Source organism: Cyanobium sp. BA20m-p-22, assembly GCF_024346275.1.
Lineage (GTDB): Bacteria > Cyanobacteriota > Cyanobacteriia > PCC-6307 > Cyanobiaceae > Cyanobium_A.
Genome location: NZ_JAGQCQ010000017.1, coordinates 1 through 22915, shown reverse-complemented (window position 1 = coordinate 22915; position 22915 = coordinate 1). Strand labels below are relative to the sequence as shown.

The 22915-nt window shown below is 67.4% G+C and carries 27 protein-coding genes and 1 tRNA gene; 15 read left to right on the top strand and 13 right to left on the bottom strand.

The genetic code is table 11. The features are described from left to right. The coding region (locus KBZ15_RS03010) for an endonuclease MutS2 (protein ID WP_255013215.1) at nt 1–2182 on the bottom strand (2182 nt) is incomplete at its 3' end. Between the two features lie 174 nt (nt 2183–2356). Here KBZ15_RS03010 and KBZ15_RS03005 point away from each other — a divergent pair. The 3 genes from KBZ15_RS03005 to KBZ15_RS02995 are packed head-to-tail and all read left to right on the top strand — an operon-like array spanning nt 2357 to nt 3280. Continuing rightward, nucleotides 2357–2752 (top strand): nucleotidyltransferase family protein, encoded by a 396-nt coding sequence (locus KBZ15_RS03005; RefSeq protein ID WP_255013211.1) that lies wholly within the window; start codon nt 2357–2359, stop codon nt 2750–2752. Between the two features lie 5 nt (nt 2753–2757). Then, on the top strand, nt 2758–2946 hold the full coding sequence (locus KBZ15_RS03000) for a hypothetical protein (RefSeq protein WP_255013209.1): 189 nt from the start codon (nt 2758–2760) through the stop codon (nt 2944–2946). Then, the gene (locus KBZ15_RS02995) at nt 2906–3280 is read left to right on the top strand and encodes a hypothetical protein (RefSeq protein ID WP_255013207.1); all 375 of its coding nucleotides are present in this window, start codon (nt 2906–2908) and stop codon (nt 3278–3280) included. The genes KBZ15_RS03000 and KBZ15_RS02995 overlap by 41 nt, the downstream gene beginning before the upstream one ends. Here the strand turns inward: KBZ15_RS02995 and KBZ15_RS02990 are convergent. From KBZ15_RS02990 to KBZ15_RS02975, 4 genes are read right to left on the bottom strand one after another with little or no spacing between them, the layout of a single operon-like run. Further along, nucleotides 3238–3627 (bottom strand): VOC family protein, encoded by a 390-nt coding sequence (locus tag KBZ15_RS02990; RefSeq protein ID WP_255013205.1) that lies wholly within the window; start codon nt 3625–3627, stop codon nt 3238–3240. The two genes, KBZ15_RS02995 and KBZ15_RS02990, sit on opposite strands and share 43 nt — an antisense overlap. Nucleotides 3628–3647: 20 nt before the next feature. Beyond that, nucleotides 3648–4556, bottom strand: coding sequence for a hypothetical protein (locus tag KBZ15_RS02985; protein WP_255013203.1), 909 nt, complete (start codon nt 4554–4556; stop codon nt 3648–3650). Between the two features lie 10 nt (nt 4557–4566). Further along, nucleotides 4567–5568, bottom strand: a complete 1002-nt coding sequence (gene hemB / locus KBZ15_RS02980) for a porphobilinogen synthase (RefSeq protein WP_254930789.1) — start codon at nt 5566–5568, stop codon at nt 4567–4569. A 25-nt stretch (nt 5569–5593) separates the two neighbouring features. After that, nucleotides 5594–6574, bottom strand: coding sequence for a DnaJ C-terminal domain-containing protein (locus KBZ15_RS02975; protein WP_254930788.1), 981 nt, complete (start codon nt 6572–6574; stop codon nt 5594–5596). A 188-nt stretch (nt 6575–6762) separates the two neighbouring features. On the opposite strand from KBZ15_RS02975, the gene KBZ15_RS02970 reads away from it, so the two are divergent. From KBZ15_RS02970 to KBZ15_RS02960, 3 genes are read left to right on the top strand one after another with little or no spacing between them, the layout of a single operon-like run. Then, nucleotides 6763–7203, top strand: a complete 441-nt coding sequence (locus tag KBZ15_RS02970; RefSeq protein WP_255013201.1) for a hypothetical protein — start codon at nt 6763–6765, stop codon at nt 7201–7203. 34 nt (nt 7204–7237) lie between these two features. Continuing rightward, nucleotides 7238–7873, top strand: a complete 636-nt coding sequence (locus KBZ15_RS02965; RefSeq protein WP_255013199.1) for a DUF938 domain-containing protein — start codon at nt 7238–7240, stop codon at nt 7871–7873. Beyond that, the gene (locus tag KBZ15_RS02960; protein WP_255013197.1) at nt 7870–8214 is read left to right on the top strand and encodes a SemiSWEET transporter; all 345 of its coding nucleotides are present in this window, start codon (nt 7870–7872) and stop codon (nt 8212–8214) included. The genes KBZ15_RS02965 and KBZ15_RS02960 overlap by 4 nt, the downstream gene beginning before the upstream one ends. Before the next feature lie 49 nt (nt 8215–8263). Here KBZ15_RS02960 and KBZ15_RS02955 read toward each other — a convergent pair whose 3' ends face one another. Then, entirely contained in the window at nt 8264–8626 is a 363-nt protein-coding gene (locus tag KBZ15_RS02955; RefSeq protein WP_254930784.1) for a hypothetical protein, read from the bottom strand. A 126-nt stretch (nt 8627–8752) separates the two neighbouring features. Here KBZ15_RS02955 and KBZ15_RS02950 point away from each other — a divergent pair, with 126 nt between their 5' ends. After that, nucleotides 8753–9625: an oxidoreductase gene (locus KBZ15_RS02950; RefSeq protein WP_255013195.1), complete on the top strand. Its 873-nt coding sequence runs from the start codon at nt 8753–8755 to the stop codon at nt 9623–9625. 318 nt (nt 9626–9943) lie between these two features. Next, the gene (locus KBZ15_RS02940) at nt 9944–11122 is read left to right on the top strand and encodes a class I SAM-dependent RNA methyltransferase (RefSeq protein WP_255013193.1); all 1179 of its coding nucleotides are present in this window, start codon (nt 9944–9946) and stop codon (nt 11120–11122) included. A gap of 4 nt (nt 11123–11126) precedes the next feature. Here the strand turns inward: KBZ15_RS02940 and KBZ15_RS02935 are convergent, their stop codons facing one another. Together KBZ15_RS02935 and KBZ15_RS02930 are read right to left on the bottom strand one after the other, a co-directional pair. Beyond that, the gene (locus tag KBZ15_RS02935; protein ID WP_255013191.1) at nt 11127–11513 is read right to left on the bottom strand and encodes a phage holin family protein; all 387 of its coding nucleotides are present in this window, start codon (nt 11511–11513) and stop codon (nt 11127–11129) included. Then, nucleotides 11510–11932: a glycine zipper domain-containing protein gene (locus KBZ15_RS02930; protein WP_255013189.1), complete on the bottom strand. Its 423-nt coding sequence runs from the start codon at nt 11930–11932 to the stop codon at nt 11510–11512. The genes KBZ15_RS02935 and KBZ15_RS02930 overlap by 4 nt, the downstream gene beginning before the upstream one ends. Before the next feature lie 99 nt (nt 11933–12031). Between KBZ15_RS02930 and smc the strand changes: the two genes are divergently transcribed. Together smc and KBZ15_RS02920 are read left to right on the top strand one after the other, a co-directional pair. Further along, a complete protein-coding gene (smc, locus tag KBZ15_RS02925; RefSeq protein ID WP_255013187.1) occupies nt 12032–15655 on the top strand; it encodes a chromosome segregation protein SMC in 3624 nt (1207 codons plus the stop codon). 67 nt (nt 15656–15722) lie between these two features. Then, nucleotides 15723–16775 carry a PRC-barrel domain-containing protein gene (locus tag KBZ15_RS02920; RefSeq protein ID WP_255013185.1) on the top strand — a complete coding sequence of 351 codons (1053 nt, stop codon included), beginning with the start codon at nt 15723–15725 and terminating at the stop codon, nt 16773–16775. A 1-nt stretch (nt 16776) separates the two neighbouring features. On the opposite strand, the gene msrB is transcribed toward KBZ15_RS02920, so the two are convergent. The 3 genes from msrB to KBZ15_RS02905 form a co-directional block, all read right to left on the bottom strand. Further along, nucleotides 16777–17229: a peptide-methionine (R)-S-oxide reductase MsrB gene (gene msrB, locus KBZ15_RS02915; protein WP_255013184.1), complete on the bottom strand. Its 453-nt coding sequence runs from the start codon at nt 17227–17229 to the stop codon at nt 16777–16779. Between the two features lie 28 nt (nt 17230–17257). Next, the gene (locus KBZ15_RS02910) at nt 17258–18517 is read right to left on the bottom strand and encodes a glycosyl transferase (protein ID WP_255013182.1); all 1260 of its coding nucleotides are present in this window, start codon (nt 18515–18517) and stop codon (nt 17258–17260) included. A 51-nt stretch (nt 18518–18568) separates the two neighbouring features. Continuing rightward, nucleotides 18569–18650: transfer RNA gene (locus KBZ15_RS02905), tRNA-Leu, on the bottom strand. 135 nt (nt 18651–18785) lie between these two features. Here KBZ15_RS02905 and accC point away from each other — a divergent pair. Continuing rightward, nucleotides 18786–20144 carry an acetyl-CoA carboxylase biotin carboxylase subunit gene (gene accC / locus KBZ15_RS02900; protein ID WP_255013180.1) on the top strand — a complete coding sequence of 453 codons (1359 nt, stop codon included), beginning with the start codon at nt 18786–18788 and terminating at the stop codon, nt 20142–20144. Here the strand turns inward: accC and KBZ15_RS02895 are convergent. Beyond that, the gene (locus KBZ15_RS02895; protein ID WP_255013178.1) at nt 20141–20449 is read right to left on the bottom strand and encodes a YggT family protein; all 309 of its coding nucleotides are present in this window, start codon (nt 20447–20449) and stop codon (nt 20141–20143) included. The genes accC and KBZ15_RS02895 overlap by 4 nt on opposite strands. Nucleotides 20450–20566: 117 nt before the next feature. Between KBZ15_RS02895 and psbX the strand changes: the two genes are divergently transcribed. The 4 genes from psbX to KBZ15_RS02875 all read left to right on the top strand — a co-directional run bounded on the left by psbX (nt 20567) and on the right by KBZ15_RS02875 (nt 22710). Then, on the top strand, nt 20567–20689 hold the full coding sequence (gene psbX / locus KBZ15_RS02890; RefSeq protein WP_197151570.1) for a photosystem II reaction center X protein: 123 nt from the start codon (nt 20567–20569) through the stop codon (nt 20687–20689). Between the two features lie 87 nt (nt 20690–20776). Then, a complete protein-coding gene (locus tag KBZ15_RS02885) occupies nt 20777–21640 on the top strand; it encodes a Ycf66 family protein (RefSeq protein WP_255013176.1) in 864 nt (287 codons plus the stop codon). A 192-nt stretch (nt 21641–21832) separates the two neighbouring features. Further along, a complete protein-coding gene (locus KBZ15_RS02880) occupies nt 21833–22219 on the top strand; it encodes a hypothetical protein (protein WP_255013174.1) in 387 nt (128 codons plus the stop codon). Next, a complete protein-coding gene (locus KBZ15_RS02875; RefSeq protein WP_255013172.1) occupies nt 22216–22710 on the top strand; it encodes a hypothetical protein in 495 nt (164 codons plus the stop codon). The genes KBZ15_RS02880 and KBZ15_RS02875 overlap by 4 nt, the downstream gene beginning before the upstream one ends. A gap of 42 nt (nt 22711–22752) precedes the next feature. On the opposite strand, the gene KBZ15_RS02870 is transcribed toward KBZ15_RS02875, so the two are convergent. Next, a partial coding sequence (locus KBZ15_RS02870; protein WP_255013213.1) for a chlorophyll a/b-binding protein occupies nt 22753–22915 on the bottom strand: 163 nt, incomplete at its 5' end.

The following is a 22915-nucleotide window of genomic DNA, read 5'->3' as shown; positions in this document are numbered from 1 at the left end:
CGCCCAGCCCCCGCTGCCCCTTCACCTGCACCTGCACCTCAGGGGGTGACGGTTTTTCGCCATGGAGCCCCTCGATGGCGGCCAGCTCCAGGGTCAGCCGCATCAGGCCGCAGCGCACGGTGAGCTCCCGGCCGTCATCGGAGAGGGCCAGCACCTCGCCGGCCTTGCCCAGCGACAACACCCGCACCCGATCGCCCACCACCGGCATCCAGCCGCGATGCTCGCGCCGCTCCGGGGTGGGGCGGTGCTGCTGCTCGAGGTGCTTGAGCCGCTGGCCAGCCTGGCGGGCGGTTTCACCCAGGGCGGTGCTGCTGGCGGCCCCCGAGCCTGAACCCTGGCGCAACCGGCGGATGATCCGCTTCACCTCATTCTGGCCCTGGCGGATCGAGCGCTCCAGCTGCTGGCGCCGCTGCTCCTGCAGCTCGGCGCTCTGCTGCTTTTGCTGCTGCCAGCGCTCCAGCAGCTCCTCATGCAGCAGCTCGGTGCGGGCCAGCAGAACAGCGGCCTCCTCGGCGGCCTCCTGCTGGCGCTGGCGCTGGTTTTCCAGCCCGGCGATCACCTGGTTGACCTCCCCCTCGCCGCGGGGCGCCAGCAGCGCTTCGGCCTCGCTCAGCACGGCGCCAGCGAGGCCGAGGCGGCTGGCGATCGCCAGGGCATTGCTGCGCCCGGGGATGCCCCACTGCAGGTGGTAGGTGGGTGAGAGGGTCTCCACGTTGAACGCCACCGAGGCGTTCTCGAAGCGCGGGTCGTTGTATTTGAGGGCCTTGAGTTCGCCGAAGTGGGTGGTGGCGATCGTCAGCCGGGCCCGATCGGCCAGGTGCTTGAGCAGGGCCGTAGCCAGGGCCGAACCCTCGAGCGGATCGGTGCCGGCACCCACCTCATCGAGCAGCACCAGGGCCGGCCCAGCCGCCAAACCTTCTCCAGCCCCAGCCGGAAGGGCAGCCAGGATGCGGGCGATGCGGCGGATGTGGCCGCTGAAGGTGGAGAGGTTCTGCTGCAGGGATTGCTCATCGCCGATGTCGGCCAGCACAAGGGCACACCAGGGCAGGCGCGGCGTGCCGCTGCAGGGCAGGAACAGGCCGGCCCTGGCCATCAGCGCCGCCAGGCCCACACTCTTGAGGGTGACGGTCTTGCCGCCGGTGTTCGGGCCGGTGATCGCCACCACCCGCAGCTCCGGGGCCACCTGAATCGTCACCGGCACCACCGGCTGACCGCCCTCACGCTTGTGCTGCCACAGCAGCAGCGGATGGCGCAGGTCGCGCAGCTCAAAGGGGGTCGCCGAGCCGTCCAGCAGCACAGGGCGCACCGCCCCCAGCCAGGCGCCGTAGCGGGCCCGGGCCAAGGCGGCATCCAGACGCACCAAAATCCCATGCAGCTGGTCCAACGGCTCCGCCTGCTCCCCCACCAGGCCGCTGAGGGCCAGCAGCACCTCACGCTCGAGTTCCCGCTCCTGCCCCTGCAGCTCCCGCAGGCGGTTGCCCAGGGAGATCACCGCCTGGGGTTCGATGAACACCGTCTGGCCCGAGGCGGAGCTGTCGTGCACCAGGCCCTTCACCTGGCCGGCGGCCCCGGCCTTCACCGCCAGCACCGGCCGGCCTGAGCGCTCCGAGATCACGCTGTCTTGCAGCAGGGGCCCGTAGCGGCGCACCAGCTCCTGCAGCCGCTCGCGCCGCTCGGCCAACGCCGCCTGCAGGCGGCGGCGCAGGGCCGCCAGCTCCTCGCTGGCCCGATCCGCCACCCGGCCGCCCTCCTCCAGGCAGTGGTGCAGGCGCTGCTCCAGCTCCGGCAGGGTGCGCAGCTCGCTCACCAGCTCGGTGCAGACCGGTCGCAGCTCCGGATCGTCGATCTGACGCCTCAGCCGCCGCGCCGCCGCCAGGGTGCCGGCCAGGGCCAGCAGCTGCTCGCCACCGGCGCAGCCGCCCTTGGCGCACAGGGCCACCGTGGGGCTGATGTCCACCGCCCCCAGGAAACTGAGGCCGCCCTCCACCAACCCATCGAGACCCAACAACTCGGTGGTTTCGGCCAGCAGCCGTTGACTGGCGGCGAGATCGGCAGGCAGGGGCAGGGCGCGGCAGTGGCGACCTCCGGCGTCGGTGCTGGCAAAGCTGGCCAGGTGGGCCGCCAGCCGCGGCCACTCCAGCAGCACCAGGGTTTCGGCGGCGATGGCGGCATCACTCACCAGCGTTGAGCGTCAGCCCCTGGGCCAAGGGGCCGAGTGATTGGGTTGGGGCCGCAGCCATGGTGATGAGACTTGCTCTGACCATTCTCGGGCAATGCACCAGCGGCAGCGAGTTTGGGCATAGGGGAGTTAAACCAACTGGAATCCCACGACAAGCAACTTGCCTACGATGAATCCATGGCCAAGACGCCCCTGCTGACACCCCTACAGCGTGAACACTGGCAGCGCCGCTGGGCCAGCGAGGCCGGGCAATTGCAGCAGCGCCGCCGCCAGCTGCTGGAGGTGGCGGCGACCGTGGCGTCCGTGCTGCGTGCTCAGTGGCCCGAAGTGTCGCTCTGGCTATATGGCTCGAGCCTGGGACCAGGCTTTCATGCCGATTCGGATCTCGATTTAGCTGTGGCACAGTTGCCGGCCGAGGACCTGATTGAGGCTTTGGATTTGGCGCAACGCTGCGCTGGTCGGGAACTAGACCGCCACAAAGCCTCGCCTGTCGCCCTCGACCTTGTGCGACTGGAGGCGTTGCCCTTGTGCTGGCAGGAGCGGATCCAGCGAGATGGCCAACCCCTGCGCTGATTGCCATGCCACTTGATCCACCCCCGCCCAGGCGACTGCGCGATCTGGCAACCGATCTGGCGGTGGAGCGCCAGCGGCTGGAAGCCCTGATCGCAAGCTTGGAGAGGCTTTCCCAGCGCTGGCAAAGCGAGGGCGCTGATGCCGAGCGGGTGGATGCTGCAGATCGTGCGGGTGCTGAATCGCGGCACTCCTGAAGGTGCCGACTGGCACCGCCGGCTATTGGATCGCCTCACCCAGGCCACGGACCTAAGACCGCCCCTGTTGTCTGCCTCTACGGCTCAATCACTGGCGAAACTGCTGGGATTTCGCCATGTCGTCCGTCACCTCTACGCCGACGATCTGGATCCAGAGCAAGTGAACCTGCGGTTGGCAGGTGCCCTGGAACTCTGGCCGCGGCTAAGCGCCGATCTGGCGAGCTTCGATAGCTGGCTGAAGGAACTGATCACCATTGGAGAGGCCGGCCGCAGGCCCCTTGGAGGACTTGGTCAGCCGGGCAGGTTGGAGGGGATTCCGCCGGCGGGCTCATAGAGCATCTCCAGCCAGTTGCCTTCCGGATCCTGCAGGTAGAAGGAGGCCGTGCCGTCGCGGTGGTCGTGCACCGGACCACAGCTGTGGCCAGCCGCCACCAGGCTGGCGCGCACCCCATCCACCTCGGAGCGCTGGTGAAAGTGGAAAGCGAAGTGGGGGCCTGCGGCCCGGTAGCTTTCGCTGAGCAGGGCGATGCCCGTGCCGCCGCCTGGCCATTCCAGGTAGGCCCAGTCGGGGGCATCCCAGGTGAGTTGCAAGCCCAAGGAGAGATAGAAAGCCTTGGCCCGATCCATGTCCTGCACCCGCAGGGCCACATGGCCAAGGCGATGGACTGGGGCCGGAGCCATGGACACCTGTTGCATAAAAGTCATTCTCGGGCACTGCGCCAGCCAGTGTGGTTCTGGTGCAGCTTGACCACCAACAGCAACCAGGCCGTGCCGACCAGGGTGTGCAGGGGGTAGGTCATCGATGGGGAGGGGATGACAAAGGGAAGTAGGGCGAGTCCATAGGCGGGCGGGCAGGTCAGTTGCGCCAGTTGCAGGGCCAGGCCAGTGACCAACACAGCCGAGAAGGCCGCCAGGGGAGAAACCCCCAGGGTTTCCACCAGCATTGAACCCGCCAGGGCTGCCACTCCCGTCACCAGCAACACTGCAAAGGGTCGCTCCTGCCAGGGGCAGTGATGGGGCTGGGCAAGCATTTCCCAGCAGATCACAAACAGGGGTGGGTAGAGCACCAGGCGCGAGCCGAGCAGCTGCACCAGCAGCAGCCCCCCGGCCACAAAAATGGCCAGGGGCAGCCATGGGGAGGGAATGGGGCCATGGCCAAGAGCTGGGCGAGGGTGGGGAATGGTGCCCGGGGCCAAGCGGCTGCGCAGCACCGCCAAAAGGGCCAGACCTCCGGTGCCGACCAGGATTGTGGCCGGATACTGCCAACTTGTGATCCCCAGGGCCAGGGGCAGCATCCCGGCTGAAATGGCTGGCACGATCGGCGAGCGCAGGGCCCGGATCACCAGCAAGCTCAACAGCAGGATCAGCACCACCGAAACGGGGCCATAGGGAATCGTGCGGCTGATTCCCACCCCCAGAATCGCCGTCAGCACTGGCGTCAGCACCAGCAGCCGGGGCGAGCGGGCCCAGCTGCCAGCAGGATCGCTGAACAGCACCGATGCCAGCGCTCCCAGCTCAGGAAACAACAAAAAAGGGATGGCGCTGGCGTTAGCAAGGGCCGTAATCAGGGCCAGATAAAGGGCCGTTGCCAGGGTGGGGCCCGATCGCAATTGAATCAACTCAGCCCTGCCTGAGCCACTGGGCCGCCTCGCAGGCGTGATAAGTGAGGATTAAATCGGCGCCGGCCCGTTTGAAGCAGAGCAGGGTTTCCAGCACCACCGCTCGCTCGTCGATCCAGCCCCTCTCTGCCGCCGCCTTGACCATGGCGTATTCACCGCTGACGTTGTAAGCGGCAATGGGAAGCTCGGTTTCACCCCGCAGCCGGTAAATGATGTCGAGGTAGGCCAGGCCTGGCTTCACCATGATGATGTCAGCGCCCTCCTGTTCATCGAGCTGGGCCTCGGTGAGGGCTTCACGGCCATTGGCCGGATCCATCTGGTAGGTGGATTTATCGCCAGGGATGGGCTTGCCGGCGGCGGCCCGGGGAGCGGAATCCAGGGCTTCACGGAAGGGGCCGTAATAGGCGGAGGCGTATTTGGCGGTATAGCTGATGATGCCGATGTGCTCAAAACCCTCCTCATCGAGGGCCTCGCGGATGGCCCCAACCCGGCCGTCCATCATGTCGCTGGGGCCGATCAGGTCTGCACCGGCCCGGGCCTGGGCCACGGCCTGCTTGCAGAGCACCGCCACCGTCTCATCATTGAGCACCACCCCCCCATCGCTGACGATGCCGTCGTGGCCATCGCAGGAATAGGGATCCAGGGCCACGTCGGTCATGATCGCCATGCCCGGATGCACCTCCTTGAGCCGGCGAATGGCTCGGGGGATCAGGCCATGCTCGTTGAAGCACTCGGCCCCGTCCTCCGTTTTGAGGCCGTCGGCCACCTTGGGGAACAGCACCACGCAGCGGATGCCCAGCTCCCAGGCGCGGCCCACCTCCTCCACCAGCCCCTCCAGGCTCCAGCGCATGGCCCCTGGCATGGCCCCGATCGGCTCGTTGCTGGCGCCCTCATGCACAAAGAGCGGATAGATGAAGTCGGCGGCGCTGAGCTGGTGCTCCCGCACCATCGCCCGCAGGGCCGGGGTGCGGCGCAGCCTGCGGGGGCGGTAGGTGAGCTCCATGGGGCCAATCTCTCTAGGGCGGATCCTAGAGACGGGCGGCCTGAATCCAACCCGCCCGGGGATCGGCACTGCGGGCGGCGCGCAGCTGCTCCAGCAACTGCCGTTCCTCGGCACTGAGCTGGCCTGGCAACTTGAGCACAGGGGTGAGCAGCAGGTCGCCGCGGCCGTCCTTGAGCGGCCAACCCTTGCCCTTGAGCCGCAGGCTGCGGCCCAGGGTCATGCCGGGGGGCACCTGGACGGAGGCCTCTCCGTCGGGGGTGGCCACCCGCACCTCGCCGCCGAGGGCCAGCTCATCGAGGCTGAGGGGCAGCTCGGCCCGCAGCTGGTCGCCGTCGAGCTTCCACACCGGATGCTCCTGGAGCTGCAGGTTGAGGTAGAGGTCGCCGCGGCGGCCGGTGCCGGGCTGCAGATTGCCCTTGCCCTTAAGCCGCAGCCGGCTGCCGTGCTTGACCCCTGGGGGGATGCGCACCTGCACCCGCTCGTCGTTGACGGCCAGGGTGCGCTCGGAGCCGCGGAAGGCGTCGGCAAAGGAGAGGCTGATGCTGGCCTCAGCATCGAGATTCACCGCAGGGGCGCGGCCCCCTCCAGGCATACCGCCTGGCATGCCGCCGGCAAATCCACCGGGAAAGCCCGAACTAAAACCGAAACCGCCCGGGGCACCGCCGGAGGCGGGCCCGCCAAAACGTCCCAGCAGGTCGTTGATGAAATCGTCGAAATTGCCGTAGCGGCCGAAGTCAACGTCCACCCCGCCCGTGCCAGAGCCGCCGCCGGCCTGGCTCCAGTACTGGCCAAACTGTTCGTAGCGGCGGCGCTTATCCGGGTCGGAGAGCACCTCATAGGCCTCGCTCACCTCCTTGAACTTGGCCTCGGCACCCGCATCGTCTGGATTGACATCCGGGTGGTACTGGCGGGCCAGCTTGCGAAAGGCCCGCTTGATGGCGTCCGCATCGGCGCTCCGCTCCACGCCCAGCACCTTGAAGTAGTCGCGGTAGCCGTTTGCGCCCATCGACCTCCCTATCCACCGCTGCGACCATTGTTTCAGCCACGGGGCTGTTCAGCCGCCGCGCCGAAGGGCGGAAGGCCGAACGCCGGCGCCCCAACACTCCGCTGTGGTTTTGCGCACACGGCCCGGCCAAAGCCGGCCATCAGCCGTAGCCTCCGGGCCCTGACCCGCACCCCGCACCCCGCACCCCGATGCTCGAGTTCGGCTCCCTGCGTTCTGCCCTATTGATCGGCCTGAGCACGGTGCTGCTGGGCTTTACGGCCACCGCCAGTGCCGCCAAAGGAGCCAACGTTCCTGGCGCCTCAACCACCCCCAGCCTCGGCGAGCCTCTGGCCCCCTCCAGCCCAGAACAAAAGGCCCTCAGCGACCACCTGCGGGCCAAGGGGGCGATTTTCTATGGCGCCTGGTGGTGTCCAGCCTGCTTCCAGCAGAAAAATCTGTTTGGTAAAGAGGCCGGTAACACCCTTCCCTACGTGGAGTGCGACAAGACCGACCCAGGCCGGGCCCGCTGCCAGGCCGCCCAGATCCGCGCCTACCCCACCTGGGACCAGCCAGGCAAGGAGCGCCGCGAAGGCGTCCAGTCCCTCCAGGAACTGAAGATCTGGAGCGGCTTCCCAGGAAGCACCCCCTAAAAAGCTGCCCTGCAGCCATCCCTACCGGAAGCGAGTGGTCCTCTCCCCAGCCTGCGAACGCAACAAGCAGCCGCTCCTGGCCCTGCTTCAAGCCTGGCTGCCCGAGCGGGCGCGGGTGCTTGAGATTGGCTCCGGCAGCGGCCAGCACGCCGCCTATTTCGGCGCGAACATCCCAGCTTTGAACTGGCAAGCCAGCGAGCGACAGGAGGGGCTGGCAATCCTGCGGGGCCAACTTGCAGGCCTGGCCCGGCAGGAGCTGGCGCCAGCTGCCGACCTGCCCACGCCAATCCGCCTCGATGTGACCGCGGCCGAGCAGTGGCCTGGCGGCCGCTTCGACGCCGTATTCAGCGCCAACACCTGCCACATCATGCCGGCGGCAGCCCTGCCCCAGCTGCTGGCCGGAGTGCGCCAGGTGCTGGAGCCCGGTGGCCTGCTGCTGCTCTACGGCCCCTTTCACGACGGTGGGGTGCACACCGCGGCCAGCAACCTCAGCTTCGATACCCATCTGCGCAACCTCGATCCAGCCATGGGGGTGCGGGATGCACTGGAGCTAAAGCAGCAAGCCCTCGCCGTGGGCCTGGAGCCCCTTGACGATGTGGCCATGCCAGCCAACAACCGCACCCTGATCTTCAGCGCTGGGCCCTGGCAATCCAGCAGGATGTTGCCATGAGCCAACAAACATCCGCCATTGAACTGCTGGGCTACGCGGCAGCTTCCCTGACCACCTTGAGCTTCATTCCCCAGGCAATGAGAACCCTCAGCAGTGGCGACACCCGGGGGATCTCCCTAAGCATGTATGCCTTTTTTACCAGTGGGATTGCCCTGTGGCTGGTTTATGGCATTTTCACGCGCAATGGCCCTCTGATCATTGCCAATGCGATCACGGTTGTGCTCTCGGGCCTAATTCTGCAGCGCAAGCTGGAGGATCACTTAGGCGAAAAGCGCAGCAGCAGCAAAGCCGGGTCTCGCAAAACCGGGAGAAAACATAGAATTATCAGGCCGAAAACATGACCCGGCCAAGAACAAAACGAATCCAATATTCCCGACTGATTAAACAGCCCTAGCCAACCAAGTAATCTGGAATCACACTAAATAATATTGCCAATGCCAAGGCGGCAAAGCAATTCTCCAACCCCTGCAAGCCGCCGAACAGATTGCTCAAATCATTGCCAGCCGAATTAGTAATCCTGTAGAGCCTAACACTGCTAAAGTACAACGAATAGCAGGAGTACATTGCCGCCAAGAAAGACGCCACTGCAAACATAATTTCCTGCCAGTTGGCAGAGGAGACATCCTGGAGGGCGCCCCCAGCCTTGACAACAACAAGCACGGCGATAGCGATGGCAGCAATTCTCTGCTTGGCCACAAGCTCCCTGAACTCAACATCCTGCTTTGGAGTGAATTCAAATTGAAATTTGGCCATTAATTCAGAATTCCCAGCGACCCCAAGCCTAGACCAGAGTTGATCAGGCTCTGCTTGAAAAAGCGAGCGCCAAAGCCTGATCGAGCACAAGTCTGCAGGGTTTGAAGGAGTTGACCGGGCCCTACGGTGAATTTCTGCCCCCGGCTTCCCGCAGTGCACCCGAATACAGCCCGCCCGCCCGTAGCCCTGGTCACCGGGGCCTCCTCCGGCATTGGCCTGGCGGCGGCGCAGGCCCTGCTCGAGCGCGGCTTCACGGTGGTTGGCGCAGCGCGGCGCCAGGAGCCGATGGCCCCCCTGGTGCCTGCCGGCCTGCAGCCACTGGCCCTCGATCTGGCCGAGCCCGCCAGCATTGCGGCAGCTGCGGAGCGCCTCGCCCAGGACCACCCCGGCGGCATCGACCTGCTCGTAAATAATGCCGGCTATGGCGTCTACGGTTCGGTAGAGGAAACGCCACTGGCTGTGGCCCGCCGCCAGTTTGAGGTGAACCTATTCGGCCTGGCGGACCTCACCCAGCGCCTACTGCCGGCGATGCGACAGCGCCGTTCGGGGCGAATCATCAACGTCTCCTCAATGGGTGGGCGCATCTATGCGCCGCTGGGGGCCTGGTATCACGCCTCCAAGCACGCCCTAGAGGGTTGGTCTGACTGCCTGCGGCTGGAGCTTGCCGATTTCGGCATTCACGTGGTGGTGGTGCAACCCGGCATCATCCGCACCAACTTTGCCGAAACGATGCAGGAGCCCCTGCTGGAGCGCTCCGGCAACGGCCCCTACGGCCAACTCACCAAGATTTTGCTGGAGGGCTTTGCCGACATCTACGACGCCCGCCGCAGCTCCTCACCCAACCTGGTGGGCAGAACGATCGCAGCTGCGGCCTGTGCGGCCCATCCCCGCAGCCGTTACGTGGTGGGCTATCTGGCCCGGCCCCTGCTGCTGGTGCGCAACCTGCTCGGCGATCGCATCTACGACTCGCTCACGATGGCCAACTTCCGCCGGCGCTAAAGCTAAAAAGGGCCCTTCCAGGCCCCATGGATCATTTGGGTGATAAGGCTGATCTCACCCCATCTCCCTTAAAGGGTCAGGCGGCCACGGGGGCGGTCTGACGGGAGAAACGAACGATGTTATTCGCTGTTACGGATTTGCTCTTACCGAGCAGGCTTCAGTCACCCTCCTCATACCCCGTCGAAACCATTGCAGCCCCGGAAAGGGGGAATGGAGCTGAGCGGAATCGAACCGCTGTCCGAAGAACCGGTGTGGATCACCTAGTCCGGCCGAAACCGGACTCCGTCATTGTGACAGCTTCAACCGCAGACCGCAGGGGTGGGCATCACCGACCAAGACACCAGCTCAATCAGCGGCGTGGCGGTGGTGCCACCGGGTCTTGAGGAAGCCGCAGCGGCCGAGCTCACGGCCCTGGGCTGTCAGGCCGGCCCACCCCTACGCCGGGCCGTGCGCTTCCAAACAAACCTGGCCGGCTACTACCGCCTGCACCTCCAGGCCCGCCTGCCCTTCCGGCTGCTGCGGGAGCTGGCCAGCTTTCCCTGCCACAGCCGCGACGAGCTCTACGCCGGTGTGCAGCGCGCCGTCGACTGGGGCCGCTGGCTGCCTCCTGGTGCCAGCTTCCGGGTCGATGCCACCGGCAGCGCCCCCGGCCTCAACCACAGCCACTACAGCGCCCTACAGGTCAAAAATGCCCTGGTAGATCTGCAGCGCCAGCAGTGGGGCGCCCGCTCCTCGGTCGACCTGGACGATCCCGACCTGGCCCTGCACCTGCACCTCGGCGGCGGTGCAGCAGCCCTGAGCATCGATGGCAGCGGCGCCAGCCTGCACAAGCGGGGCTACCGGGCTGCCATGGGCCTGGCCCCGCTCAAGGAAAACCTCGCCGCCGGCCTGATCGCCCTCACCGGCTGGGATGGCTCGGTGCCCCTAGCCGACCCCCTTTGCGGCTCCGGCACCCTGCTGATCGAAGCCGCCTGCAGGGCCCTGGGCCGGGCGCCGGGGCTGGGGCGCCCCTTCGGCCTCGAGCGCTGGCCCGATTTCAACCCCCAGCTCTGGCAGCAGGAGCGCGAGGCCGCCGCGGCCCTGGCCCGGGAGACACTCCCCTGCGTCAAGGCCCTGGCCCCAATCGTGGGGATGGAGCAGGACGCCGGGGTGCTGGAGCAGGCCCGCAGCAACGCCAAGGCAGCGGGGGTAGCCGAGGCCCTCGATCTGCACCAGGGCGACTGCCGTGACTTTGAGCCGCCGCCGGGGCCAGGGATCCTGGTCTGCAACCCGCCCTACGGCGAGCGCCTCGGTGGGGGACTAGGTGGGGGCGAGGCCCTGGAATCCCTCTACGCCGACCTGGGCCGCATGCTGAAGGAACGCTGCAGCGGCTGGAGCCTGTGGCTGCTGAGCGGCAACCCGGAACTCACCGGCGCCCTCAAAATGAAGGCCAGCCGCCGCATCCCGATCAGCAACGGCGGCATTGACTGCCGCTGGCTGCACTACGAGGTGCGCTAATCCTTTAGCGACCCAGGATTGCCCTGGTGGTCTTGCTCAGACCGGCGGTGGTCTGGGGCAGGTAGGGGCCCTTGAGCAGCTGGCCGCCGACGCGCACGAACACCCCGGCCAGCACCAGATCCAAAGCGGCCACCGCCAGGGCGGCATGGATCCAGCTCAGCCCCTGGGCCGCGTGCAGCCACAGCAGCAGGGCCAGCTCGGCACCGATCAGGGCCAGCAGCAGCAGGGCCAGCCCGCCGCTGAGCAGCAGGGCACCGCTGATCAGGCGCCGCTTCTCCCTATCCACCTCCTGCAGGGCAATGCGCACGTGCAGGTCCATCACCGAAGTCAGCAGGGCGCCAACCCGGCCCGCCGCCACCCGGGCCACACCGGGTGAGCTCGAATCCGTCATGAGGAGCGCCGGCCTGAGGCCAGCAGCAGGCCCAGCAACACCCCAACGCCCGTGGCAATGCCGATCGCCAGCAGGGGACGCTCCCGCACCGGCTTCTCAATCCGGGGCCGCAGGCTGGAATTGAGCTCATCGAGCAGGCTCTCCAGCTGGGCTTCGATCGGTGCCAGGTTTTCGGCCAGGCGGCTGGTCTGGCCGCCGGCCACATCCAGCAGCTCGAGCAGCTGGTCCTTAACCACCGTGGCCGTTCGACCGGATTGGCTGGCGATCACCTCCACCACCTCATCGAAGCTGCCCCGGGTGGCCTCAAGGGCCTGGCGGGCCACGGCCGGCCACTCCCGCTGAATGGAGGGGATCAGGGTCTCGAAACGATCGCGAAAGCCCTCGGGGCTGGCGCTGCGGGGAGGCGTTTCGGCGGTCATGGCGGAGGGGGAGGCAACTCAGCTCAACCCACAACCTAAGGAGGGGGTTGAGATTTCGAAACCCTCCGCTACATTTCTGCTGCTCGGCGCACGGGCCTGTTGGTTCACATCAATCAGGTCGGGCTCACCCACTTCAAGTCGTTCGGCGGATCAATCACGATTCCGCTGGAAGAGGGCTTCACTGTGGTGACCGGCCCCAACGGCTCTGGCAAGAGCAACATTCTCGACGCGGTGCTGTTCTGCCTGGGCCTGGCCAGCAGCCGCGGCATGCGGGCCGATCGCCTGCCAGACCTGATCAACAGCGCCATGCTGCGGGAGGGCAAGGCCGCCGAAACCTCGGTGAACGTGCGCTTTGACCTCAGCGAGTGGCAGCCCGACCCAGCCGAAGCGGGCCTGGAGCCCCCCGAGGAGGGCCCCTGGATCAGACCCGACCAGACCGAGTGGACGGTGAGCCGCCGCCTGCGGGTGGCCCCCGGCGGCACCTATGCCAGCAGCTTCAGCGCCGACGGGGTGCCGTGCAACCTGCAGCAGCTACAGGGCCAGCTGCGGCGCCTGCGGGTGGATCCGGAGGGCAGCAATGTGGTGATGCAGGGCGACGTGACCCGCATCGTTTCGATGGGCGCCAAGGATCGACGCGGCATCATCGATGAGCTGGCCGGCGTCGCCCTCTTCGATTCCCGAATCGAGCAGAGTCGCGCCAAGCTCGACGAGGTGCAGGAGCGCCAGGAGCGCTGTGCAATCGTCCAGCAGGAACTGCTGGGCTCCCGCCAGAAACTCGAGCGCGACTGCGCCAAGGCCCGCACCTATCAAGACCTGCGCCAGCGCCACCACACGGGCCGACTGCGGGAACAGCTACTGGCTTTCGAGGCGGCCCGGGCCAACCAGGCCGCCCTCAGCCGGCGCCGCGAAGAGCTCACCGCCCAGCACCAGACAGACCGCGAGGCCATCGCCGCCGGCGAGCAGGCTCTTGGGGCCGCCGCCGCCGCCCTCGAGCAGCTGCAGGCGGAGGTCAAGGCCCTCGGCGAAGACCAGCTGATCGCCGTGCAGGCCGAACTTGCCGGCCTCGAAGCCAGTGGCCGCGAACTGGCCCGCCAGGGGGAAAAACACCAGCTCGAAGCCGAAGCGCTGCAACGCCAGCGGCAGGAACTGGCCCGCGGCCAGGGCGACCTGCGCCAGCAGCAGCAGGCCCTCGAGACCAGCTCCGATCTGGCCGAGCTGGAAGCCGCCGAGCAGGCCTGCCGCAGCGCTGAAGGCGCCGTGGAACTCTCCCGCCGCCGCCTGGGCGAAGTGGCGGGCCGCTCCGGCAGCTGGCTGGAGGAACAGAGGCAACGCAGCCTGGCCCGCCAGCAGCTGGCCGAGCAGATCGGGCCACTGGAGGCGGAGCGCCAACAGCTGCAGGAGCGGCTGCGCCAGCAGCAGGAGCGGCTGACGGAGCTGGGGGCCGAGGAGCAGCAGGAGGGGATCAGCCAACAGGGCGTCCAGCAGCAGCTGGAGGCCACCGAAAGTGCCTGGCAGCAGGTGGGGGAGGCCACCAGGCTGAGGCAGCAACAGGTGCAGGAGCTGGCCGAGGCCCTGGCCCTGCAGCAGCGCACCCGCAGCCGCCTGGAGCAGGAACAGGCCACCCTGGAGCGGGAGATCGCCCGGCTCGACAGTCGCCGCGAAACCCTGCAGGAAAGCCGTGGCACCGGCGCCCTGCGGGTGCTGCTGGAGGCGGGCCTCGACGGCATCCACGGGCCCGTGGCCCAGCTCGCTGAGGTGGAGGAGCGCCATCGCTATGCGCTCGAAGTGGCGGCCGGCGGGCGCCTCGGCCAGGTGGTGGTCGACGACGACCGCATCGCCGCCCGGGCGATTGAGCTGCTCAAGCAACGCCGGGCCGGCCGGCTCACCTTCCTGCCGCTCAACAAGATTCGGGGGGGCTCCGGTGGCGGCTCCAGTGGCAGTGGCGGGGCAGCCCTGCAACGCGGTGGTGCGGCAGGGGGTGGTGCAGGTGGTAGCGGGCTGGTCGGCAGGGCCGTCGACCTGGTGCGTCACGAGCCGGTATACGCGGAGGTGTTCCGCTACGTCTTCGGTGACACCCTGGTGTTCGACAACCTGGCCAACGCCAGGCGCGAGTTGGGCCGCTGCCGGGCGGTGACCCTGGAGGGCGAACTGCTCGAGAAGAGCGGTGCCATGACCGGCGGCAGCCAGCAGCAGCGGGGCGGCCAACTCAGCTTTGGTCGGGCCCAGGATGGCGACGAGGCCGAACCCCATCGCCAAAGGTTGCTGGAGCTGGGCGAGAGCCTGCTGGCCTGCCGCCGCAGGGAAGCCGACCTGGGCCAACAGCTCGAGCGCCTGCGGCCCCAGCTGCTGGAGCACCAGCAACGTCAGGCGGCCCTGGAGGCCGAGCGCAGCGCCGCCCAGCGCGCCCTGGCCCCCCAGCAGCAACGCCAGCAGCAGCTGGGCACCCGCCTGGGGCAACTGCAGGCCACCCTGCAGGCCGATCTGCAGCGCCAACAGGAGCTGGAGGGGCTCCTCAGCCCCCTCCAGGCCCAGCGCACGGCCCTCGAGGCGAGCGAAACCGCCGTGCAGGCCTCCGGCGACGCTGCCCGCTGGCAGGGGCTCCAGAGCGAGCTGGAGTCGGCCGACTCCGCCCTTGCCGCGGCCCGCAACCAGCGCGATGGCCTGCTGGCAGCCCGACGCGAGCGGGCCCTGGTGGCCGAGCGGCTGAGCAACCAGCTTCAAGCCCTGGCGAGCGATGAACAGCGACTGGTGGCGGCCGTCAATGCCCTGGTGGCAGACCGGGCCCACTGGAAGGGGCGGCAGCAGGCCGACCAGGAGCGGCGCAATGCCCTGGAAAGCCAGCAGCAGGATCTGCAAACCCGCTTCGGCGAGCGGCGGCGCGCCCGCGATGCCGCCGAGGCCCAGCTCTCAGCCCAACGCCAGGCCCTGCAGCAGCAGCAGTGGGAGCTGCAACGCCTGGCTGAAGAGCTCGACTCCCTGGCCGAGCAGCTGCGCGGCGACCAACTGCGCCTCGAGCAACTGGAGCGGGAGTTGCCCGATCCCCGACCTGAGATCCCGACGGAGGTGCGCGAGGCGGGTCTGGAGGCGTTGCAGGAAGAACTGCGCAGCCTCCAGGCCCGCATGGAAGCCCTCGAACCGGTGAACATGCTGGCGCTCGAAGAGCTGGAGCAGCTGGAAATCCGGCTGGCCGAGCTGGAGGAGCGCCTCGAGGTGCTCAGCAAGGAACGCGAGGAGCTGCTGCTGCGCATCGAAACCGTGGCCACCCTGCGCCAGGAGGCTTTCCTGGAGGCGTTCACGGCGGTGGACGGCCACTTCCGCACGATCTTCGAGGGTCTCTCCGACGGGGAAGGTCACCTGCAGCTGGAAAATCCCGAATCCCCCCTGGATGGGGGCCTCACCCTGGTGGCCCATCCCAAGGGCAAGGCCGTGCGCCGCCTCAACTCGATGAGCGGCGGCGAGAAGTCACTGACGGCCCTGAGTTTCCTGTTTGCCCTACAGCGCTTTCGGCCCTCGCCCTTCTACGCCCTCGATGAGGTGGACAGCTTCCTTGACGGGGTCAACGTCGAACGGCTGGCAGCCCTGATCGCCAGCCAGGCCGACCAGGCCCAATTCATGGTGGTGAGCCACCGGCGCCCAATGATCGCAGCTGCCACCCGCACCATCGGCGTCACCCAGGCCCGGGGAGCCCACACCCAGGTGGTGGGGTTACCGCCCGCGGCCTGACCGCCCTTACCCCAGCGAACCAGGTGGGCCACAATGGATCGACTGGGCCCCAGGTTCGACCCTTTCATTGACCTCCTCCATTCCCCCCTCCACCGATCTCGGAGCAGCCGCTGCCGCCCCCAGCGATCGCCTCTGGTTGCGCTCCGAGTTGATGGGCACCCAGGTGATCACCCGCGACACCGGCCGGCGGCTGGGGGTTGTCGGTGAGGTGGTGGTAGATGTCGATCGGCGCGAAGTGGTGGCGCTGGGCCTGCGCGACAACCCCCTGACCCGTTTCCTGCCTGGCCTTCCGCGCTGGATGCCCCTCGATCGGATCCGCCAGGTGGGCGATGTGATCCTGGTGGATTCGGCCGACTCCCTCGCCGAGGGCTTCAACCCCGATCGCTACGGCAAGGTGATCAACTGCCAGGTGATCACCGAGGCGGGCGCCCAGCTGGGCCGGGTGCTGGGCTTTAGCTTCGACATCGAAACCGGTGAGCTAGCCACCCTGGTGATCGGCGCCCTGGGGGTGCCGATCCTGGGCGAAGGGGTACTCAGCACCTGGGAACTCAGGGTTGAGGAGATTGTCAGCAGTGGTCCGGATCGGATCATTGTTTACGAGGGGGCCGAAGACAAGCTCAAGCAACTGGGCTCAGGCCTGCTGGAAAAGCTGGGCATTGGCGGGCCCAGCTGGGAACAGGAGGAGCGAGAGCGCTACCGCTCAGGCATGGTGCCGGTGGAAAACCAGTTGGCCGCAGGCCAGCCCGCGGTGCAGGAGCAGCGCCGCATCCAGCCAGCCACCAGCCGGGCCCTGGAAGCAGAGGCAGAACTCGACTACGTCGAGCTGGAGGAACGGCGCCAGCAAGAACCCCTGCGTCAACGCCGCTACCTCGACGAAGACGAACCCCGCTACGACGAGAGGCCTTTCGATCAACCCAGATTCGAAGAACCCAGATTCGAGGAGTCCAGATTTAAGGAACCCAAGTTTGAGGAGTCCAGGTTCCCGGAGCGCCGCCCCGAGAACCCCCGCCGGCCCCTCCAGGCCGAGCCCCTACCCCGGGCCCCCCAACGCCGCCCCGCCCCCACTCCCGCCCGAGAGCCGGTGGATGTGGAGGCCGAAGACCTGGCGGATCCCTGGTGAATCAGGGCTGCCGGAAGACCAGCGAGGCTGAATTGACGCAGTGGCGGTGGCCGGTCGGGGCAGGCCCATCGTTGAAAAGGTGGCCCAGGTGGGCGTCACAGTTGGCGCAGCGGATCTCCGTGCGCACCATGCCGTGGGAGCTGTCGGTGTGGGTGCTGATGGCGCCCGCGCTCACGCCGTCCCAGAAGCTGGGCCAACCCGTGCCGGATTCGAATTTGGTGGCACTGCTAAACAGCTCGGCGTCACAGCAGATGCAGTGGTACATCCCGCTCGCCTTGTGGTTCCAGTAGGCACCGCTGAAGGCCCGCTCGGTGCCGCCCTGGCGGGCAATGCGAAATTGCTCTGGCGTGAGCTGCTGGCGCCACTGCTCCTCGCTGGTGCCCCGCGCCAGGCCGCTGTCCTGGCCGCAGGCAGAGGGGTCGGAGGGGATAGGGGTGCTGGCTGCGTCTGCCATGGGAGGGAACAAAACACTGGCCTAAACCTTAGGAACCCAAGCCCGGGGGCAGGAGCTCCAGAACCAGCTCCGCCAAGCTGGCCACCGCCCCCGGCTGGCCCCTCAAACCACGCAAATCAGCCCGCATCCCGGCGAGGCGCTCAGGGGCACCAAGCCAATCGGCGGCCTCGGCCGCAATCGACTCGGGCGTGATCACGCCCACCCGCTCGGGCACCAGCAAGCGACCCGCAGCGATGTTTGGCGAAGCCAGGAAACCCCGGTGGCGCAGGCGCCAGGCCGTGAGCAGCAGGCCAAACCCCCAGCGCAGCAGCGGCAGCCGCGCCACCAGTCCGGCCAGCCCATCCCAGGCCTGCATCACATGCAGGTGTTGGGTGGGCAGCAGCACCAGCATGGGCACCCCCAGGGCGGCCAACTCGGCCGTATTGGCGCCCACGGTGGTGAGGGCCAGGGCGCACTGGCTCAGGGCGCCGTGGGCAGGACTTTCACGCACCAGCTGGATCGGGGTGCCGGCCGGCGTCACGAGCAGATCCGGCTCCCGCAGCCGCGGCAGCCCCGATCGGTAGGAGCTGGCAATCGGATTGGCGGGACCCGCCTGGGCAAGCAGCTCATCGATGCTGGTGGTGGGGGCGAGCGGCAACAGGAAACGGCAGCCCGGGCGCAGCGCCGCCAGGCGATCGGCCGTCTCCAGCAAAAAAGGCACTCCCACCCGCAACTTGGCCCGCTTGGAGCCCGGCAACAGGGCCAGCCACTCCCCTTGGGGCAACGGTGCCTCGCTGCGGGCCGACTCGGAGAGATCGGCCATCAGATCTCCCACCACCGTGCAGCGCTGCGCCCAACGGGGCGACAGCCGGGCTGCGGCCCTAGGCCCCATGGCCGCAATGCGATCGTTCCAGCGCGGCCAGCGCGCCACCCATTCGGCATAGGTGAGGTGTCGGTAGCCCAGACGCGCCGACAGCAGCACCGTCCAAAACTGATCCCCCCCCAGAAACACCACCACTCCGCGCTTTCCCCAGGGACCAAACCTCCCGGGGGAAAGCAGCAGCGACCAGAACTGGCGCGCCGGCACGATGCGCTCAAACAACCCCCACCCCGCCGCAGCCAGGTGTTCGCGGCCCGTGCCGTTGGGACAGGGCACCAGCACCAGCTCCAGGCTGCAGTCCGCCGCAGCAGCGATGGGGCGCAGGGGGATGCGGCGCTGCAGGCGCTGGGCCAGGGGCCTGACCCAGGTGGACAGCTCCCCAGGGCCGTTGCTGACCAGCACTATCGAGACCGGCGGCGGCGGGGTCACCCTGGGAACCCGCTTCGGTTCAGACAACGGCTGGCTGAAATGAAAAAGAAATGCGGATGACGAGACTTGAACTCGTAAGGCCGAAGCCACACGCCCCTCAAACGTGCGTGTCTACCAATTCCACCACATCCGCATCGAGCTGGGATCACCGCAGGGCGCCCCAAGCGTGCAATATACCCATCGCTCTTCCCTGTAGCCCGTTGGTGCCGGCCGGCTTGGGAAGCACTGATACAGTCCGCCTAGGCCCATATCAGCTGAGTCGCCGCGGATGCCCATCGGCAAGTTGCTGATCGCCAACCGTGGCGAGATTGCCCTGAGAATCCTGCGCACCTGCCGGGAGCTGGGCATTCCCACGGTGGCCGTGTTCAGCACGGTGGATAAAAACGCCCTGCACGTGCAACTGGCCGACGAAGCGGTGTGCGTCGGGGAGGCGCCCAGCTCCAAGAGCTACCTCCATATTCCCAACATTCTGGCCGCGGCCACCTCCCGAGGGGCCGATGCCATCCACCCCGGCTACGGCTTTTTGGCGGAAAACGACCGCTTTGCCGAGATCTGCGCCGACCACGGCATCACCTTTGTGGGGCCATCCCCCGAGGCGATCCGTTCGATGGGAGACAAGTCGACCGCCAAGGCCACCATGCAGAGGGTGGGCGTACCCACCATCCCCGGCAGCGAAGGGCTGCTCGACAGCACTGCCGACGCCGCCCGCCTCGCCGATGGGATGGGCTACCCGGTGATGATCAAGGCCACCGCCGGCGGCGGGGGCCGGGGCATGCGGCTGGTGCCCGGCCCCGACCAGCTCGAAAGCCTGTTCAAGGCAGCCCAGGGGGAAGCGGAAGCCGCCTTCGGCAACCCCGGGCTCTACATGGAGAAATTCATCGACCGGCCGAGGCACGTGGAAGTGCAGGTGCTGGCCGATCGCCACGGCAACGTGGTGCACCTAGGCGAAAGGGACTGCTCAATCCAGCGGCGCCACCAGAAGCTGCTGGAGGAGGCACCGAGCGTTGCCATCGATGCAAATCTGCGCCGCCAGATGGGTGAGGCCGCCGTGGCAGCGGCACGCACCATCAACTACGAGGGAGCGGGCACCGTGGAATTTCTGGTCGACCGCCACGGCAAGTTCTATTTCATGGAGATGAACACCCGCATCCAGGTGGAGCACCCGGTCACCGAAATGGTTACCGGCGTCGACCTGATCGCCGAGCAGCTGCGCATCGCCGGCGGCGAACCCATCTCGATTACTCAGGACCAGGTAAAGCTCTGCGGCCACGCCATCGAGGCGCGGATCAACGCCGAGGATCCCCGTCAGAATTTTCGGCCCGCTCCAGGCAAAATCACCGGCTGGCTGCCCCCCGGCGGCCCGGGGGTGCGGGTCGACAGCCATGTCTACACGGGGTACGAGATCCCGCCCTTCTACGACTCCCTAATCGGCAAGGTGATCGTGTGGGGCACCGACCGGCCCCATGCCCTGCGGCGCCTGCGCCGGGCCCTGTCGGAATGTGCTGTCACCGGGATCCCCACAACGATCGATTTCCACTTGCAGTTGCTGGACCGACCCGAGTTCCAGGCCGGCGATGTGCACACCAAGTTTGTCGAGCAAGACATGCTGCCCCAGACGGGCACCTAGGCGACAGCCCCCGACCGCATCAGTACCTGGGTGATCAACCCCTGCTGCCCCACCAACAACTCGCGCACCAGGCTGAGCAGGCCCACCCACACCACGGGGGTCACATCAACCCCCCCGATCGGTTGGATCAGTCGACGGGTGGGGGCCAACAGGGGCTCGGTGGGGCCGCCAATCAAACGCATCACCCCTCGGCTCAGATCCACTTGGGGGTACCAGGTGAGCACGATCCGAAACAGAAACAACAGGGTCCAGATCGCCAGCCCGAGCCCCAAAACCAGATGGCCCCTGACGCCAAGGAGTGCCACGACAGGTAAGACGAGGGCAGGGCCGTCACAAAGCTCTAAGCAGCTGGGTTCCCAGCGTAGGAACCCGCCACCACTGCCTAGGATTGGGGCACGGTTTACGTTCAAAACTGGCCCGCTATGACGCCTTCCCTTGCCAACTTCCTGAGCAGCCTCGCCTGGGGGGCCGTGATCGTGGTGGTGCCCATCACCATTGCCCTGGTGCTGATCAGCCAGAACGATCGCCTCGATCGTCGCCTCTGAAGCCCTGAGACGCAAGGCAGCCCAGGCAGCCTGCCTACACTGGCCCCTCTGCCTACAGTGGGTAAATGGTTGAACGGGTGAGACGCCGTGGTTAATGCCAGCCTGAATTGGGCCAGCATCGTGGGCATTGTGCTGGCCGTCGGCGGCGCCCTGCTCTATTTCATGCGGAGCTTCAAGCCCGCCCTTGCCCGCGACTACGACGTTTTCTTTGCGGCGATTGGCCTGCTTTGCGGCGGCATTTTGTTTTTTCAGGGTTGGCGCTTAGACCCCATCCTCCAGTTTGGCCAGTTCCTGCTGGCCGCCACCACCGTTTTCTTCGCCTACGAAAGCGTCCGGCTGCGGGGAGTGACCACCGAGCAGGCGCGGCGCTCTTCCTACTTCGACGACGACGAACCGATGCCCACCCCGGGGCCCGCCCGCGCCCGGGTGGGCGGAAGGACCTGGGGTGAAGCTGATGTGGATCGCTTTGATGAGCCCCAGCCCCTGCGCCGCCGCATTCCCTCCCGCGAAGACGAAAGCGAAGACGAAGACTTCTACAGGGCACGCCGGCCCAACCGCACGGCCATCCCCGAGCGGGCCGCGAGCCGCAGGCCGGCCCAGGCCGACTGGGCAAGCCCAAGCCAGGAGCCTGAGCCCAGCCGTTTCAGCGGCTCATCACGGTCAGCCGCCAGGCCAGGCCCCGATTTCGGCTCCCGCCGCCGCGAGCGTGATGCCACCCCAGAACCGCGCCGGGGCAGCCGACCCACTGCAGCACCTGGGGCCATGCCCCGCTCCACCAGGCGAGCCACCACCCCTGAGGTTGCCCCCCCAACCGGGCCAGCCGGAATCCCCCAGGGTTCTCCCATCTCTGGGGCAAGCGAGCAGATCAGTGATGCGGACTTCACTCCGCTGAAACCCCGCGGATCTGGCGAACCCCGGCCGCGGGACAACAGCTCCCGCTTCGACGACTGAGGCGCCCTGAACCAACCCAATCCGGCGCCAGCCCTGGCAGCCCTGCTGCTGCCAGTCTGCCTCCTGCTCCTGGCAGGCTGCAGCGGCGGACCCTGGTTCGGCCGCCGCAGTGCCGGCCCCGCCGGCGGCCTAGGTGAAGCCAGCCGCCAGGAGCCGGCCCTAAGCAGCCAGGGGCGGCTGCTGGCCTCAGTGGTGGAACGCAGCAGTGGGCCCACCCTGCTGCTACAGGAACAACCCAGCGGGAAGGTCGTGAACCTGCGCCACTTCCAGAGGCACCAGCCCCACAGCTCCCCCTCCCTGAGTTGGAACGGCCGCTACGTGGCTGCCCTGGTGCAGCAGGGCAGCCAGCGGGTGCCCTTGATCGAAGATCGGCTCAGCGGGGCCCTGCACAGGCTGCCCCTGCCGGCCGATCACACCGCCCTGCGGCTCAGCCTGGCCCCGGAGGCGGGCCGGCTGGCCATGCAGGTGGCCCTCGATGGCCAGTTGCGGGTGCAGTTGTTTGATCTGACTGGCCTGCTGGAGCCCGACCGCCCGGGCGGGATCGCCATCCAGGGGGGCGGTCCTGGAGCCCCCCCATGAGGGTGCCTGACCTTGCAACGGCCACAGGCACCCTCTTGGCCATGGCCCTGCTGCTGGGCAGCTGCATGGGGCCGATGCCGAGGCCAATCAGCCCACTCAACAGCCGCCTCGAGGCCTTGGGCGCCACGCGGGAGCCTTCTCTCTCGGGTCGCTGGCTGGCCCTGATAAGTGGCCGGGGCGGGCGGGAGCAGGTGATGCTGCTCGATCTGGAGCGCCAGCAGCCCCAGTCCCTGATGGGCCTCAACCGGGCCGATGCCCAGCCCTTGAGCGTCAGTGTCGATGCAGCTGGGGAAAAAATCGCCCTAGTGCGCCAGCTGGAAGGCCGCACCGAGCTGGTGCTCTACCGCCGCTCACTGCAGAGCCTGCAGCCAATCTCCATGGTGCCCAACGGTGTGCCCAAAACAGTGCAACTCCAGGCCGATGGCCGCCAGCTGGCCGTGCAGGTGAGTCGCAACGGGATCTGGCAGGTAGACCTGATCCAGATCCCCTGAGTGCGGCCAAGGCCTCAAGTGAGAGGCCTCCAGGGCCGCGACTCAGGGCACCAGGCCAGCCCAGTGCAGGAAGGTGTCTCCGCTGATGGCCTCGATCAGCAGCAGGGCCGCAAAACCCACCATGGCAAAACGACCATTGACCCGCTCGGCGTAGCCACTCCAGCCAAAAGCCGGAATGTCGCCGGTAGTGGCACTGGTGGATGAA